General features: G+C 58.1%; 12 protein-coding genes. 10 read left to right on the top strand and 2 right to left on the bottom strand.

What is annotated here, in order from left to right; all coding sequences use genetic code 11:
* Positions 1-19 precede the first annotated feature (19 nt).
* Complete coding sequence (locus FS804_RS20290; RefSeq protein WP_063951712.1) at positions 20-517, bottom strand: spore coat U domain-containing protein; 498 nt, start codon at positions 515-517, stop codon at positions 20-22.
* 366 nt (positions 518-883) lie between these two features.
* Between FS804_RS20290 and FS804_RS20295 the strand changes: the two genes are divergently transcribed.
* From FS804_RS20295 to FS804_RS20310, 4 genes are all read left to right on the top strand, one after another.
* Positions 884-3,673: a bifunctional aconitate hydratase 2/2-methylisocitrate dehydratase gene (locus FS804_RS20295; protein WP_144578682.1), complete on the top strand. Its 2,790-nt coding sequence runs from the start codon at positions 884-886 to the stop codon at positions 3,671-3,673.
* 407 nt (positions 3,674-4,080) lie between these two features.
* Positions 4,081-6,024, top strand: coding sequence for a methyl-accepting chemotaxis protein (locus FS804_RS20300; protein ID WP_144578683.1), 1,944 nt, complete (start codon positions 4,081-4,083; stop codon positions 6,022-6,024).
* A gap of 307 nt (positions 6,025-6,331) precedes the next feature.
* Positions 6,332-6,961 carry a type B chloramphenicol O-acetyltransferase gene (gene catB, locus FS804_RS20305; RefSeq protein ID WP_144578684.1) on the top strand — a complete coding sequence of 210 codons (630 nt, stop codon included), beginning with the start codon at positions 6,332-6,334 and terminating at the stop codon, positions 6,959-6,961.
* Between the two features lie 279 nt (positions 6,962-7,240).
* Entirely contained in the window at positions 7,241-8,560 is a 1,320-nt protein-coding gene (locus tag FS804_RS20310; protein WP_144578685.1) for a bifunctional diguanylate cyclase/phosphodiesterase, read from the top strand.
* Positions 8,561-8,618: 58 nt separating this feature from the next.
* Here the strand turns inward: FS804_RS20310 and FS804_RS20315 are convergent, their stop codons facing one another.
* Positions 8,619-9,698: a LacI family DNA-binding transcriptional regulator gene (locus FS804_RS20315; RefSeq protein ID WP_144578686.1), complete on the bottom strand. Its 1,080-nt coding sequence runs from the start codon at positions 9,696-9,698 to the stop codon at positions 8,619-8,621.
* Between the two features lie 239 nt (positions 9,699-9,937).
* Between FS804_RS20315 and FS804_RS20320 the strand changes: the two genes are divergently transcribed.
* The 6 genes from FS804_RS20320 to FS804_RS20345 all read left to right on the top strand — a co-directional run bounded on the left by FS804_RS20320 (position 9,938) and on the right by FS804_RS20345 (position 16,079).
* Positions 9,938-10,915 carry a substrate-binding domain-containing protein gene (locus FS804_RS20320; protein ID WP_144578687.1) on the top strand — a complete coding sequence of 326 codons (978 nt, stop codon included), beginning with the start codon at positions 9,938-9,940 and terminating at the stop codon, positions 10,913-10,915.
* Positions 10,916-11,032: 117 nt separating this feature from the next.
* On the top strand, positions 11,033-12,523 hold the full coding sequence (locus tag FS804_RS20325; protein ID WP_144578688.1) for a sugar ABC transporter ATP-binding protein: 1,491 nt from the start codon (positions 11,033-11,035) through the stop codon (positions 12,521-12,523).
* A complete protein-coding gene (locus FS804_RS20330) occupies positions 12,516-13,532 on the top strand; it encodes an ABC transporter permease (RefSeq protein ID WP_144578689.1) in 1,017 nt (338 codons plus the stop codon). Before FS804_RS20325 ends, FS804_RS20330 begins: the two co-directional genes overlap by 8 nt.
* Positions 13,529-14,524, top strand: a complete 996-nt coding sequence (locus FS804_RS20335; protein ID WP_144578690.1) for an ABC transporter permease — start codon at positions 13,529-13,531, stop codon at positions 14,522-14,524. The genes FS804_RS20330 and FS804_RS20335 overlap by 4 nt, the downstream gene beginning before the upstream one ends.
* A gap of 1 nt (position 14,525) precedes the next feature.
* The gene (locus tag FS804_RS20340; protein ID WP_144578691.1) at positions 14,526-15,377 is read left to right on the top strand and encodes a sugar phosphate isomerase/epimerase; all 852 of its coding nucleotides are present in this window, start codon (positions 14,526-14,528) and stop codon (positions 15,375-15,377) included.
* Positions 15,378-15,413: 36 nt separating this feature from the next.
* Positions 15,414-16,079, top strand: a complete 666-nt coding sequence (locus tag FS804_RS20345) for a nucleoside triphosphate hydrolase (RefSeq protein WP_144578692.1) — start codon at positions 15,414-15,416, stop codon at positions 16,077-16,079.
* The last annotated feature ends 35 nt before the right edge of the window (positions 16,080-16,114 follow it).

Consider the following 16,114-nt stretch of genomic DNA (forward strand, 5'->3'; position numbering starts at 1 on the left):
GCGATCCTCCCTGTGGCGATCAGTAATTGAGCGTGGCCGTCACCGTATCCGTATAGACGCCGACCGCGGGTGTCGTCTGGGCAGGTACGCGCCCATAGACGGTAAAGGTCTGCGGTGCCCCGGTGCCCGTCCCGGTTTGCCGGTCGGTTCCCACGGTATTGCCCCACACCGTTGTGTGGGCCGCAGTTGTGTAGAGCGAGTAGGTGATCGTCCCGCCCGCTGGTGACGTCATCAAACGATTGGCAACGGTCGCTCCTGTACCGGCGCCGGCGCTGAGGCCGAGACTGAACGGGGTGCTGGCCGTGCACTGCACGACGATGTTGCTGGTGGCGTCAATCGGTGCTGCAATGACGCCGCTCGTGCCGAAATCGAGATTGCCGGCCGAATTGATCTGGCATGCGGCCTGAATGGTGATCTGGACGTTGAAATTTGTGGTGGCGACCTGCGCCAGACTTGCCGCTGGTGTGAAAACCAGCGCCGCCAGTGATAACAGATAGCCTGATGCCCGAAACCTCATGCTGCCTCCCCAAGCTGGTCGCGCTGCCGATTTGGCCATGCGCGCCTTCTAATTGCCCTGATAGCGAGTAATTAGAACATGCTAATACTCGCGCCGATTTGGTTAATAAATGATTAACAATCGGGCCTGCAAAACTATCGGATGAAATGCCGTAGTGCCTGCAACTTACGAAGGTAAGCCAACGCCTGTCCTGACGGGCTCGAATGCTTGCTTTTTTATCCCTCCACGTCGCCCTTACCGCACCGCGGCATCTTGTCAGCCGCCTCCGGTTGGCGTAGTCGAAACGACAGAAAACCCGGGGCTTTCAGCGCGACCTTCCGGTGGCGTTGAGCTTGGCTCCACAGACACCTCAACGTTGGGACAGCGATGACACTTTACTTGGATTACCTGGCTGAAATCAAAAGCAGAGAACCACAGGGTCTCGCGCCGAAGCCGATTGACGATGGCGCACTGACAGCCGAAATCATCGAGCTGATCAAGGATGCTGGGAGCGAGCATCGCGCCGATGCGCTGAAGTTCTTCATATACAATACGCTGCCCGGTACAACGAGCGCCGCTGGCGTCAAGGCTGCCTTCCTCAAGCAGATCATCCTCGGCGACGTCATCGTTCCCGAGATTACGCCGACGTTTGCGCTCGAGTTGCTGTCGCACATGAAGGGTGGACCTTCCATCAAGGTTCTGCTCGATATCGCGCTTGGTAACGATGCCGAGATCGCCGTCAAGGCGGGCGAAGTCCTGAAAACCCAGGTATTCCTCTACGACGCTGACATGTTCCGCCTGCGCGATGCCTACAAGGCCGGCAACGCCATCGCCCAGGGCGTGCTGGAAAGCTACGCGAAGGCAGAGTTTTTCACCAAGCTTCCCGACGTCGAAGACGAGATCAAGGTTGTCACTTTCATCGCTGCGGAAGGCGATATTTCGACCGACCTGCTTTCGCCCGGCAATCAGGCCCATTCGCGCTCCGACCGCCAGTTGCACGGCCAGTGTATGATCTCTCCCGAAGCGCAGGCACAGATCGTCGCGCTTCAAAAGCAGCATCCTGACAAGCAGGTGATGATGATCGCCGAAAAAGGCACGATGGGCGTTGGCTCCTCGCGCATGTCCGGCGTCAACAACGTCGCGCTGTGGACGGGCAAGCAGGCAAGCCCCTATGTGCCCTTCGTCAACTACGCGCCGATCGTTGCCGGTACCAATGGCATTTCGCCGATCTTCGCAACCACCGTTGACGTGACCGGCGGCATTGGTGTCAACCTTAAGAACTGGGTGAAGAAGCTCGGCGAAGATGGCAAGCCAATCCTGAACAATGACGGCAATCCGATCCTTGAGCAGAAATACTCGGTCGAGACCGGTACGGTATTGAAAATCGACACCAAAAACCACAAGCTTCGTGACGAAAACGGCACCGAGCTGGTGGACCTCGCCGCGTCCTTCACGCCTCAGAAGATGGAGTTCATGAAGGCGGGCAGCTCTTACGCCATCGTGTTCGGCAAGAAGCTTCAGACCTTCGCTGCTGAAACGCTCGGCGTTGAGCCAACCCCGGTCTTTGCGCCCAACAAGGAAATCTCCATCGAAGGGCAGGGCCTTACCGCCGTCGAGAAGATCTTTAACCGCAATGCGGTTGGTGTCACGCCCGGCAAGGTCCTGCATGCCGGCTCCGACGTTCGCGTTAAGGTCAACATCGTCGGTTCGCAGGACACGACCGGTCTGATGACGGCACAGGAACTGGAAGCGATGGCGGCGACCGTCATTTCGCCGCTGGTGGATGGCGCCTATCAGTCGGGCTGCCACACGGCCTCCGTCTGGGACAAGAAAGCGCAGGCCAACACGCCGAAGCTCATGTCCTTCATGCACAATTTCGGCGTCATCACCGGGCGTGACCCGAAGGGCGTCTATCACTCCATGACGGACGTGATCCACAAGGTGCTGAACGACATTACCGTTGATGACCGGGCAATCATCATCGGCGGCGACAGCCACACCCGCATGTCCAAGGGTGTCGCCTTCGGTGCGGATTCCGGCACCGTCGCGCTGGCGCTGGCAACCGGTGAAGCGACTATGCCGATCCCGCAATCGGTCAAGGTTACCTTCAAGGGTACGATGCAGCCCTATATGGACTTCCGCGATGTGGTGCATGCCACCCAGGCACAGATGCTCCAGCAGCACGGCGACAACGTCTTCCAGGGCCGCGTGATCGAAGTGCATATCGGTACGCTGCTCGCCGACCAGGCCTTTACTTTCACCGACTGGACGGCCGAGATGAAGGCCAAGGCGTCGATCTGCATTTCCGAAGACGAGACGCTGATCGAGTCACTGGAAATCGCCAAGTCGCGCATCCAGATCATGATCGACAAGGGAATGGATAATGAGGCTCAGACGCTCAAGGGTCTGATTGCCAAGGCAGATCAACGGATTGCTGAAATCCGTTCAGGTGAAACGCCAGCTTTGAAGCCGGACGCCAACGCGAAATATTTCGCCGAGGTCGTTGTCGACCTCGACGTTATCAACGAGCCGATGATTGCCGATCCTGACGTCAACAACAACGACGTCTCCAGACGCTACACGCACGACACGATCCGCCCCGTTTCCTACTACGGCGCTTCCAAGAAGGTCGATCTCGGTTTTGTCGGCTCGTGCATGGTGCACAAGGGCGACGTTAAGATCGTTGCGCAGATGCTGCGCAACATCGAAAAGACTGAAGGCAAGGTCGAGTTCAAGGCGCCGCTCGTCGTCGCCGCGCCGACCTACAACATCATCGACGAGCTGAAAGCGGAAGGGGATTGGGAAATCCTGCAGAAGTATTCCGGTTTCGAGTTCGATGACCTCAACCCGAAGACCACGAACCGCACCTCCTATGAGAACATTTTGTATCTCGAGCGTCCGGGCTGCAATCTGTGCATGGGCAACCAGGAAAAGGCCGCAAAGGGGGACACGGTTCTCGCAACCTCGACCCGTCTTTTCCAGGGACGCGTCGTGGAAGACAGCGCCGACAAAAAGGGTGAATCGCTGCTCGCTTCCACCCCGGTCGTCGTGCTCTCGGCAATTCTAGGCCGCACACCGAGCATTGACGAGTACCGCTCTGCCGTCGAGGGGATCGATCTGACGAAGTTCGCGCCGCCGAAGACGACGCCGATCGATTCCCAGTCGGTGCATTACTAAGCGCCTCCGCTCTCGGGTTGGACCGTGAATGCGTTCACCCGGACGAGCGTCTCAAGACCGAACGCAGCGGAAAGAAATTTTCGCTGCGTTTTCATTTTCATAGACGGACTTCTTCGTGCTCCCTGCCAAGCCGCGAAACGAACTTTTTGCTGCTGAATTGTCAGCACTTGCACGGCTGGGTAACACTTCATTTAGTGATTTCGTGAAATCTAAAATACGCAGGTTCCAAGGGTTCATCCGGAGCCGGTAGAACAAGTAGAACAGCTCAGAGTCGCCTTAGGCGCGATTTCGAAACGCTTCTGCTTGTCGCCCTATGAGGAGGGGCAACAGCTACCCGCGATGTTTTATCATATCGTTCTCCAGTCTGCCTTATCGGCAGCGAGAGAGCGCTTGCCTTGAGGCCATTTATGTCTTTCCTGAAGAATACCAAGATAAAAACGAAGGTGGTTTTTGTTATCTCGTTGATGAGCCTGATGTCACTGTTCGGCATAGGCTATGTCAGTATGCAATATAAAAGCACCGACGCCGTTTATAGCGACTTTATCGGACATGAGGCGCTTGCTGCCGTGCTGAACGCCAGAACGAGCGGCAATCTGAACGCGCTCGGCATGCAGATGTTGCGCGCCAGCCTTAATGACCCGACCAGCAGCGATTTCGATGCAGCCGTCAAAACCTTCAGGGCAGATCGCAAGCAGCTCGAAGAGCGCCAGAACAAGATCATGGAACTTGTCCCGGCGCGCACGGAGGCAGCCCGTGACATCCTGAAGGGTGTTGTTGAAGTCGAGGAGATCGGCAATCAGGTCATCACCCTTGCGCAGGCTGGCAAGCAGGCCGAAGCGCAGCTTATGGCGCTCAATGTGCTGAAGAAAATCGCTGAGGTCTCGCCGAAGATCAGTGCCGGCAACGAGCAACTCATTCAGGTCATGAATGATGGCAGGGAGCGGCTGACGGCCAGCACGACAACGACGATCTGGACAGGCCTTGTCGCGCTGGCCCTGGTGTCGCTTGCCGTTATTGCGCTTGGCCTTCTCATCTGCTCTCGCGGCATTACCACACCGATAGCGCGCCTTCGCGCGCGAATGGAATCTCTCGCCGCCGGCGACACGTCAACCGAGATCGACGGTAAGGATCGCGGCGACGAAGTGGGTCAGATGGCGGCGACCGTTCAGGCTTTCCGCGAAAACGCGATTGAGCGCATCAGGCTTGAAAATGAGACTGAGGCCAACCGATCCATGTCCGAGAAGGATCGAATCGAGCGCGAAAAACAGAAGGCGCAGGAGGCGGCCGACATCCAGTTTGCCGTCAACAATCTTGCAACGGCCCTCTCAAGGATCGCGGAAGGTGATGTGACCTATCGGATTGCCCAGCCTTTTGTGCCGAGCCTTGATGGTATTCGCGGCGATTTCAACCGGGCGGCCGAACAGCTGCAATCGACGCTGACACAGGTCGCGCAGAATGCACGCGGAATCGACGCTGGCGCCAACGAGATCAGATCCGCGGCGGACGACCTGGCAAGACGGACGGAGCAGCAGGCTGCTGCAGTGGAAGAGACGGCAGCGGCACTTGAAGAAATTACGACGACGGTACGGGATTCGACCAGGCGGGCGCAGGAAGCGGGCCAACTCGTCGGTCGCGCAAAGATCGGCGCGGAAAAATCCGGCGAAGTCGTCCAAAAGGCCGTCTCCGCCATGGAGCAGATCGCCAGCTCCGCCAATGAAATTTCCAACATCATTGGCGTAATCGACGAGATCGCGTTTCAGACGAACCTTCTTGCGCTGAACGCCGGTGTGGAAGCGGCGCGAGCGGGTGATGCCGGCAAGGGTTTTGCCGTCGTCGCACAGGAGGTGCGTGAACTTGCCCAGCGTTCCGCCAATGCCGCCAAGGAAATCAAAAACCTGATCATGACATCGAACGGGCAGGTACAACAGGGGGTGCAGCTGGTTGGTGAAACCGGGAAAGCTCTGCAGCTCATCGTTTCGGAAGTGCAGGAAATCAACCGCCACGTTGCGGCCATTTCTGAATCGGCACAGGAGCAATCTTCCGGGCTGCATCAGATCAATACGGCTGTGAACCAGATGGATCAGGACACGCAGAAAAATGCTGCGATGGTAGAAGAAAGCACAGCGGCAAGTCACGGCCTTGCACGTGAGGCATCGTCACTGAACCAGCTGATCGCCCAGTTCAAGCTCGCTGAAGCCCGTTATGCTGACGCATCCGCTCCCGTGCGCGGCGCTTCTGCTGCCGATCGACCAGCTGCCTCGCCCGCTCGCGCGCTCGGTGGGCGCATCAGGGCGGCGTTTTCCGGTAATACGGCTTTGAAAGCCGATGTGGGCAACTGGGAGGAGTTCTGACCGTCGTCCGATGACTGGCCAAGGCAACTGGCTGGGTGCCGAGGGCGCTGATACGACATCAAAGCCGAAGATCTGAGCTTTGCTTAGATCTTCGGTTTTCTGCTTTTCAGCCTTCGTCGGTCTGATCCTGCTTGGCCTTCCGGTCATTTTGCGGTAACCAGGGCGCATGATAAAAACCTCGAGTATCACCTGCATCTAGCTCCCGCCTGCGCCCGAGGAGCATCCGACGCAAAGCCGGCTGGCTTGCGGTCGGCACAGGCTTGTCTGAAGGCAAGCGAATGCGACCAGATGCAGTGAGATCATCTCCATGGAAAACTATTTTGAAAGCCCCTTCAGGGGCGTCACGCTTGATAAGCAGGTAGGGAACCCGAACCTTGTGGTCGGGAAATACAGCTATTACTCCGGCTACTATCACGGCCATAGCTTTGAGGATTGCGCCCGTTATCTTTTGCCCGATGAAGGCGCAGACAGGCTGATTATCGGGAGCTTCTGCTCGATCGGTTCAGGCGCCGCCTTCATCATGGCCGGTAATCAGGGCCATCGTAACGAGTGGATCAGCACCTTCCCGTTTTTCTTCATGCCGGAGGTGCCGGAATTCGAGAATGCCGCGAACGGTTATCTGCCTGCTGGCGACACCGTTATCGGCAATGATGTCTGGATCGGCTCAGAAGCGATCATCATGCCCGGCATCACGGTGGGCGACGGCGCCGTGATCGGGACGCGCGCTCTGGTGACGAAGAATGTCGAACCCTATGCCATCGTTGGCGGCAATCCCGCGAAAACCATCCGAAAGCGGTTCGATGATGACAGCATCGCGATGCTACTCGAGATGAAATGGTGGAATTGGCAGGCGCAGCAACTGAAGGCTGCGATGCCGCTCATGACCGGCGGCAATGTCGCGGAGCTTTATCATTTCTGGCAATCCGACATGACCTAGTCTTGTGAAGGCAGGCCCGCCTCACCGGGGGCGGGCCAATGCAATTTTCGCTGCGGATGAGAACAGTCCAGGTTTTATACGCTGGCATTCGGCGGCTGTGTGAAGACGCCGATACGAGAGCCTGCACAGATATTGGTGATGAAAATTAGTCGCACCGGATTCCGCTTTGTTTAACCCCGTTGCCGGAAATCTCGCAAGTGCGGTGGTGTTGCTCTAGCGTCCTGCCGGCTTTTCCAGCAAGGAGCGGGCTCGCCGCTTTTCATATCAAGCAAGGCCAGCATGCCCTTTCAAAAGACCAGAGACCGTGAGGAATATTCGCAGCACCTTCATCTCCTGTGCCGCATAGCCGCATGGCTTGGTCTTGCGCTCGGGACTGGCTGGTTCCTCTTCTTCGTTTTGACAGGACGCTGGAATATCGCGGTCAGCCTTCTTCTGCTTGGCGTCGCAGTCATCCCGTGCTGGGTGATTTGCCTGAGGGGCCATTTTTCATGCGGTCTCATTCTCGCTCAGATCGCTTGCACCCTGTTTGTGTGCTGGTATTCGCTATTTATCGATGTTCAGGACGCGGCGGTTCCAAGAACGACGCATCTCTACCTCCTCGTCATCGTTTTCGTCGGCTATATGAATTTTCAACGTCAGCGCTCGCTCCCGCAGTTTGTCGTTATTACGGCGGGTCTTCTGGCTTTTATTTTCCTGTGTGCTTCCGCCGCCAACCTCCCTTTCAGCACCCCGATCTCACAGGATGTCCGAAGCGTCAGCGCATGGTTCAACGGCATATTCGCAACGGGTATGTTGTGCGGTGGCGTCGCAGCGATGCAGGCTCAGTTCCGAAGCCAGACAAAAAATGCACTCGAGCTGCGATCCGCACTCTCCAACGGGCAATTCGAGCTTTTCTATCAGGCGCAGGTGCGGACGGACGGTTCGCTGAGCGGTGCGGAGGCGCTTTTGCGCTGGAACCATCCCAAGCGTGGCCACATACCGCCTGCGGAATTCATCCCGCTTGCGCAACGCACGGGGTTCATGCCGACGCTCGGTGCGTGGGTGATTGCCGAGGCATGCACGACGCTTGCCCGTTGGCAATCTAAAGCTTCAATGCGCCACCTCACATTGTCGATCAACATCACCGCCGACCACTTCGTGGATGCGGGATTTTCCGCTCAGCTTCTCGAAGCCGTTTCATCAAATGGCATTGACGCACGGTTGCTCAAGCTGGAATTGACAGAAAGCGTTTTCCTTTCGGATATAGAAGCCGCCATTACCAAGATGAAGCTGCTGCATCACGCCGGGTTTGCTATCGCGCTTGATGACTTCGGAACGGGTTACTCGTCGCTGAGTTATCTACGCCAATTGCCTTTAAAGCAGCTCAAAATCGATCGAAGCTTCGTCAAGGGCGTGAGTGAAAGCGGGCGCTTGGCGGCAATAACAAAAAACATTGTCAGGATGGGACATGATCTCTCCCTGGAGGTCCTTGCCGAAGGGGTGGAGACGGAAGCAGAGTTGCGCATGATGCTGTCATACGGCTGCGAGCTTTTTCAGGGTTATTTTTTTGCACGACCGACTTGTCTTGCAGAATTCGAGCAATACGCGGCCCGCACCTAATCCGCCGAAAAGCAGCGATGTTGTACCTCGTCTCCAGATCGCCCGAAGTCTGAGATCGTCATTCTACCCTCCGGCGCAGCGAAACCGGGTCCCAAATATCGTCGAGCGGCCCCTCCAGAGCGGTCCGCGGCGGGATGAGCTTTGGCTCGATGATGATGACCTCGGGATCGCTCCGGTTCTCCTCCAGCAGGTCGAAACCTTTCTCAAGCATCTGCGCGATATCAGGCTTGACCATGTAGACCGGGAAGGGAAGGAACGATGCAAAGGGGTCATAGTCGAAACAGCCGACGACGATGTCGCCAAAGGCCTCGCCATCGTGGCGCCCCATGAAACGCAGCAGCCCTTCGAAATTGATTGATGAGTTGACGAAGAAGCAGCGTGGCAGGCGGCCCCTGCGTTCGTAGAACCGTTCGAACGCCAGTTCTGTCATGCGGGGCGAATAACCCGTGATTTCGATATCGTCCCCGCCCTCCATGCCGAAATGGGCGGATTTGGCCGCGTGGAAGCCGTCAATTCGCGCTCGGCTGGCGTAGTCATCGTGACCGCCGAACAAAACGACGTCGTCAGGCCCGAGTGCCCCTGTCTTCGCGGCATGGGAAAGGATCGCCGCGGTCAGTATCTGCGCGCCGTGCCGATTGTCGGAAATTACCGACGAGGCATACTTGCCGGGAAGATCGATATTGACATGCGGCAGTGCCGCCCGCGCGCAAACCTGGTGCACGCCGTCTGGATCGGTTACGCCGGCAATGAAGAGCGCATCGATGGAATAGGCAATCAATGTCTCGACGGTACGCCGCTCCTCTTCAGGATCCCGCCGGCCGGATACAACCATGGGCGAAAGGCCGCGCTTGCGTGCCTGGCCCTCGAATGTCTGCGCCATCGAGGAAAAGAAACGGTTGTCATAGATCGGGACCAGGAGACCAATGAGTCCCGATTTCGAGCTCCTCAACCCTCTCGCCTGCAGGTTAGTGGTGTAGCGGTGCGTCTTGGCAAGTGACAGGATTTTGTTGGCCGTCTCCTCGGAGATCCGTCTTTTTCGCCATGATCCGTTCAGGACGGCGCTGACCGTCGACGCGGATGCGCCGGACAATATCGACAGATCGTATATCGTGGCCTTCTTGGAACTTATGTCCTTCACTGTGATCTCCCCAACTGATTCTGATTATTAGAGCACGCGTCCTCTTGACGGAAGGGCGCTTCATGATATGGTTATTGCACCATCGATTGTGCAGGCTGGCAATATCGATTGTGCAAGGATGGTTGCTGTGGGAGTGGCAAAGGGAGAGTCTCGAATAAACGAGATGAGAAATGTTGAACGCGGCGGTTAAGAACATGCTGCGGGCGGGTTTCGTTTGCCGATTTTTGAGGAGGACTTCAATGAAGAAGATTATTTGTGCGGCGGTTGGTCTGTCGCTCGCGCTGCTCTCATCCGCAGCTTTCGCCGAAGGGCCGAAGGTTGGCGTCGTCGTTAAGATCGGTGGTATTCCGTGGTTCAACGCCATGGAAGCCGGGATCAAGGAGCAAAGCAAAAAGCTCGGCGTGGATGGTTTCATGGTCGGTCCGACAAGCGCCGACCCGGCTCTGCAGGTCCGCGCTATCGAAGATCTGATCGCCCAGAAGGTGGACTTCATCGGTGTGGTGCCGAATGACGCCAAGGTGCTGGAGCCTGTGCTCAAAAAAGCCCAGGCCGCCGGTATCAAGGTCATTACCCATGAATCGCCCAAACAGCTCGGTGCCGACTGGGATTTTGAACTCGCATCCGCCAAAGGCTTTGGTGAAGCGCATGGAAAGCTGCTGGCGGAAAAGATGGGCGGCAAGGGTTCCTATGCCGTTTTCGTCGGTTCGCTCACCGTTCCGCTCCACAACGCCTGGGCAGATGCTGCGATCGCCTACATCAAGGCAAACTATCCAGACATGAAGCTCGTCGGTGATCGCTACGGGGTCGCTGAAGACCTGGACAAGAGCCGTTCGACGGCGCTCGATCTGATGTCGGCCAATGCCGATCTCAAGGGCTTCCTGGCCTTCGGTTCACAGGGACCCATCGGTGCCGGCCGCGCGGTTGAGGAGCGCCGCAAAGACGGCAAGGTCTTCGTTATTGGCCCATTCTCGCCGGGACAGGGCGCCAAGCTCATCAAGTCAGGCGCACTGACCGGCGGCTTTATGTGGAACCCGAAACAGGCGGGTGAGGTTTTCGTAACGCTCGCAGACCGGATCGCCAAGGGTGAGACCCCGAAGGCAGGCGACAACATTGAAGGCCTCGGTACCATCAACCCCGAAGGTAATACCATCGTTGTCGATCAGCTCCTGAAGATCGACAAGGAAAGCATCGACAAGCTCGTTTCCATGGGCCTCTGATCCTCCCCAAGGCCGAAGGTGTCGCGCGGGAAAAATGCCCCGCGCGACACCGATCTCAATTTCATGCCGAGCGCCACGTTTGAAAACCACTCGGGGCGAAAGGAGATTGACGCTATCATGAGCGCAGAACCGCTCCTGTCCCTCAAGAATGTCAAGGTCACGTTTGGTGGCGTGCGTGCCCTCAAGCGTGTTGACTTCGAAGTCAATCCGGGCGAAGTCCATTGCCTCGCCGGCGAAAACGGTTGCGGCAAGAGCACGCTCATCAAAGTGATAACCGGCGTTTATACGCCGGAAAGCGGTGCTGAGCTCTACTTCGACGGCAGGCCCATTGCGGCGATGACCCCGACGCTTGCGCAATCGCTTGGCATACAGGTGATCTGGCAGGATCTGGCGCTGTTCGACGAAATGACAGTGGCCGAAAACATTGGCTTCCAGTTTGCGGTAAATGGAAGATTTGGCCTCGTCGACAAGCGCGCCATTGAAAAAGCTGCGGCAAGGGCGCTGGCGCGGCTTGGCGTGTCGTTCGATCTTGACAAGCCCCTCAAGGAGCTGCCGATTGCCCAGCGCCAGATCGTGGCGATTGCCCGTGCGCTGGTTGGCGAAGCCCGTCTCGTTTTCATGGACGAACCGACCGCGTCCCTGACGCAGTCGGAGACGGATTATCTGATCGACATCGTCCGCAACCTCTCGGCATCCGGTGTCGCGGTCGTCTTCGTTTCGCACCGTCTGGCGGAAGTGCTCGAGATATCGGATCGGATCACCGTTTTGCGGGACGGATCACTTGTTGGTGTTTTCCCTGTCGAAGGCATGACGCAGTCGCGCGTGACCGAGCTGATGACCGGCCGCAACTTTGACAGCGCCGTCGTTGCCGCCGATCACGATGACAAGCCGGTCGTTCTTTCCGTGCGCGGCCTGAGCCGGGCGGGTGAGTTCGAGGATGTTTCCTTCGATCTGCGGCGCGGAGAAACGCTCGGGATCACCGGCCTTCTCGGTGCCGGGCGCACGGAGCTGGCCCTGACGCTGTTTGGCATGCACCGACCGCAATCGGGCGAAATTCTCGTCGATGGAAAGAAGGTCGAGTTTCATTCCAACCGGGATGCGATTCAGGCAGGCGTCGCCTATCTCTCCGAAGACCGGCTCTCGCTGGGTCTGAATCAGCCACAGTCCATTGCCGACAATCTCGTCATGGCCTCGCTCGATAAGTTGCTGAGCGGCGGCCTCATCTCGCCATCGAAAAAGGCGGATGTCGTTTCCCGCTGGATTTCAGCGCTCGGGGTGAAGATCGGCCTGCCGGAAGATCCGATCCGCACGCTCTCAGGCGGCAACCAGCAGCGTGTGGCAATTGCCAAATGGCTGGCGATCGGACCAAAAATCCTCATCCTCGACGCACCGACAGTTGGGGTCGACGTCGGGGCGCGCGCCGGCATCTTCGAAATCGTCCGCAAGCTCGCGGCAGAAGGCCTGTCGATCATCGTTATCTCCGACGAAGCGCCGGAGGTCTATTTCAATACAGACAGGGTCATCCACATGGTCGAAGGCCGGTTCCACGCCACCTATGATCCGCGACGCCTGTCGCTGAGCGAACTGGAGTCCGCCATCTATGCGTAGGCTCATTCTCGGACATACGACCGAATTCACGCTGCTTGTGGTCATGGTCCTGCTCTGCACGGGGCTTTCTTTCGCCACCGACCGGTTCCTCACCATTTCAAATGCTTTCGATGTGCTGAATGTCTCGGCGGTCAACATCATCTTTGCGGTCGGCCTGCTCGTTGTGCTGATCTCCGGCGGTATCGACATTTCCTTCGCGGTCGCCGCTTCCGTCGTCCAATATGTCACGGTGCTGGCGCTCACCGCGCTCGGCGGTGGCAATTGGGCGGAAGGTTTCATTATTGCCGGTGCTGTTGGCCTTGGTCTCGGTTTCGTCAATGCCTTCCTGGTCTGGCGGCTCAAGATCATCTCCATCGTCGCGACCATCTCCACCTTCAACATCTTCTTCGGGCTGTTGATGTTCTTCACCAAGGGCGTATCGATCTACGACTTGCCGGAGTGGCTTTCGACGAGGGTCGTGTTTTACGAGCGTGAAATGCCCGATGGTTCCTGGGTCGAGCTGACGCTGCCTGTGGTGGTGATGATCCTCTGCTGTGTTGCCACCTGGTTCATGATTTCGCGCACCACCGTCGGGCGCAAACTTTACGCTTTCGGCGACAATCCGGAAGGCGCACGCCGCTTCGGCATCAATATCGGCGCGATGCATTACATTTCCTTCGGCTGGCTCGGCCTGATGGCAGGCATTGCCGGGCTGATGCAGGCCCATTACGCGCAGGAGGTGGTACCGAACGCGCTTTATGGCCGCGAGCTAGATGTTCTTGCCGCAACGGTCCTCGGCGGTGCGCGGCTTGGCGGCGGCAAAGGTTCTGTCATCGGCTGCGTGCTCGGGGTGCTGATGGTGTCGATCACCCAGAACGGCCTCAACCTGATGGGGGTATCTCCCTTTGCGTTCAAAATGATCGTCGGTGCCATCATTCTCATCGCGATCACTCTCTCGTCCACCCGGTTCGAAAAGCTCCTGCCGAGCGTCTTACGGACATCCGCAAAGAAGGGGAGCGCCCAGCGATGAGCAGCCTCGTCAGGAAATTCAATGCGATCTTCGGTCCGGACATGGCGGGGCCGGTGATTGCCTTCATCGCAGTCATGCTCATCTTCGGAACGTTCGCGAATAACTTTCTCTCGCTTGCGACGTTCGGCTCGGTGGCCTTTCAGCTGCCGGAACTGGGCCTTCTCACGCTGGCGATGCTGCTGCCGCTGCTGACGGGCGGGATCAACCTGTCCGTCACCTTCGCCGCCAATCTCTCAGGACTTGCCGCGGCCTGGGTACTCCAGGCTCATGGCGGTGTGGATGCGCCGCCGAGCGCCTTCTTCTTTGCCTGCCTTGCTGCATTTGCCACCGGCGGGGCTGCCGGTGCCATGACGGGTGCGGCGATCGCTTACACCCGCGCGCACCCCATTCTGGTGACGCTGTCAATGATGATTTTTCTGCGCGGCCTTGGCGAATTTCTGACCCGCGGTGGCGACGTGTCAGGGTTCCCCGCTTATATGGCGCCACTCGGTCACGGTACGCTTCTCGGCCTGCCGATCCCGCTTCTGATTTTTATCGTCTGCGTCGGCCTCTGGCATGTGTTGTTAACGCGTACCAAACTCGGCTTCGGCCTGTTGATGATCGGCTCGAACATTGAAGCTGCGCGTTATTCCGGTCTCAACACCCGCAAGATCCAGGTGCTCGTTTATACACTCTCGGGTCTGATGTGTGCTGTCGCGGGCATCATCATGCTTGCCCGTTTCAACTCCGTCCGTGTCGGCCATGGAGAATCCTATCTGCTGATCACGGTGCTGGCGGCCTTTCTCGGCGGCATCAATCCGTTCGGCGGTTTCGGCCGGGTGCTGCCCGTTTTCGTCGCGCTCATCGTGCTGCAGCTCCTGTCGTCCGGCCTCAATCTTCTCGGCGCCAACCAGCATCTGGCCACCGCGCTGTGGGGCGTGCTGATGATCGTCGTCATGGCGGCGCGCGGCCTGTTTTCGAGTTACTTCGCATCTCTCAGAAAGAAGGTATGACGTGAAAGGCCTCGGTGTTCACGCAATGATGTGGTCTTTGAAATGGGACCACGAAAATGCCGCCCGCGCCATAGCCGGTGCCGCTGCTTATGGTCAGGATTTCATCGAAATCCCGCTTGTCGATATCGCCTCCGTCGATGCGGAATACACGCGCAGCCTGCTGGAACGGCATGATCTCAGCGCGGTCTGTTCGCTAGTGTTGCCGGAGCCGGCCTGGGCGTCCGTCCGTCCGCAAGCCGCCGTCGAACATCTCAAGGCCGCACTCGACAAGGCTGCCGCCATGGGGGCGAAGGCGCTGACGGGTGTCACCTATGGCGGCACCAATGAGCGAACCGGATTCCCGCCGACGCAGGGCGAATATGACAATCTGACGAGGGCGCTCTCCGCGGCCGCCACCCACGCAAAAGCGCTCGGCCTGCAATTCGGCATCGAGACCGTCAACCGCTACGAGAACCATCTGCTCAACTCCGCCGAACAGGCGGTGGCGCTGGTGGAACGGATCGGTGCCGACAACGTCTTCATCCATCTCGATACCTTCCATATGAATATGGAGGAAAAGGGCATCGCCAATGGCATCATCGCCGCCCGCAATCACCTGAAATACATGCATATGTCGGAAAGTGATCGCGGCACTCCGGGCTTCGGCAACGTTGCCTGGGACGAGGTGTTTTCGGCGCTCGCGGCTATAAGGTTCAGTGGCGTCCTTGCACTTGAGGGCTTCGCCGCGATGCCGAAAGAGATGGCGGGTGCGATTTCGACGTGGCGGCCCGTCGCCGCCAGCGCTGAGGAGTCCCTGGAGAAGGGGCTGGCCTTTCTACGCGACAAGGCAAATCAGTACCGGATTTTCGAATAGCCGATGGCGATAACCATTTTTCGAGGCGAGGGCATCTTGAGTAAAATTGACGATAATGCCGGTGAAATTGCAGGCCTCGCGCTGAAAAGGTTCGCCGGCTCGAATGGCCGGCGCGTGATGATTGCCATTACGGGCGCCCCCGGATCGGGAAAATCAACCATCGCCGAACGTGTGGTCGATGCCCTGAACGCGGGCAACACTGTGTCCGCTGCGCTGTTTCCGATGGATGGCTTTCATTATGACGATGCCGTGCTTGAGGCGATGAACCGCCGCGCTTTCAAGGGCGCTATCGACACCTTTGACGCCCACGGCCTGCGCCATATGCTTGAGCGCCTGAAAGCCAATCAGGACGATGTCGTTGCCGTGCCGGTCTTCGATCGCGCCATCGAGATTGCCCGCGCCGGCGGCCGGCTGATCCCTCAATCCGTCGATATCATCGTCTGCGAGGGCAATTATCTCCTCGCCAGAGAAACGCCTTGGGATCGTCTGAGACCGATCTTCGATCTCACTGTCTTCGTCGATGTCGAGGAGGACGATCTGCGTGCGCGGTTGCGCGACCGATGGCTTGGTTTCGGTCTCGGCGAGGAGGAGATCAACCGCAAGGTGGAGGAGAACGATCTTCCCAATGGCCGCTTCATCACGTCCGCAAGCGCGGAGCCGGATATTCGCATCAGAAATCCGGGGAAAAGTGCGGCGTCCTGAGCCCGCCTGAATGACGGCGCCTCCCCATTCAAAGT

It is taken from the genome of Agrobacterium sp. DE0009 (assembly GCF_007680755.1).
Taxonomy (GTDB): Bacteria; Pseudomonadota; Alphaproteobacteria; order Rhizobiales; family Rhizobiaceae; genus Agrobacterium; species Agrobacterium tumefaciens_B.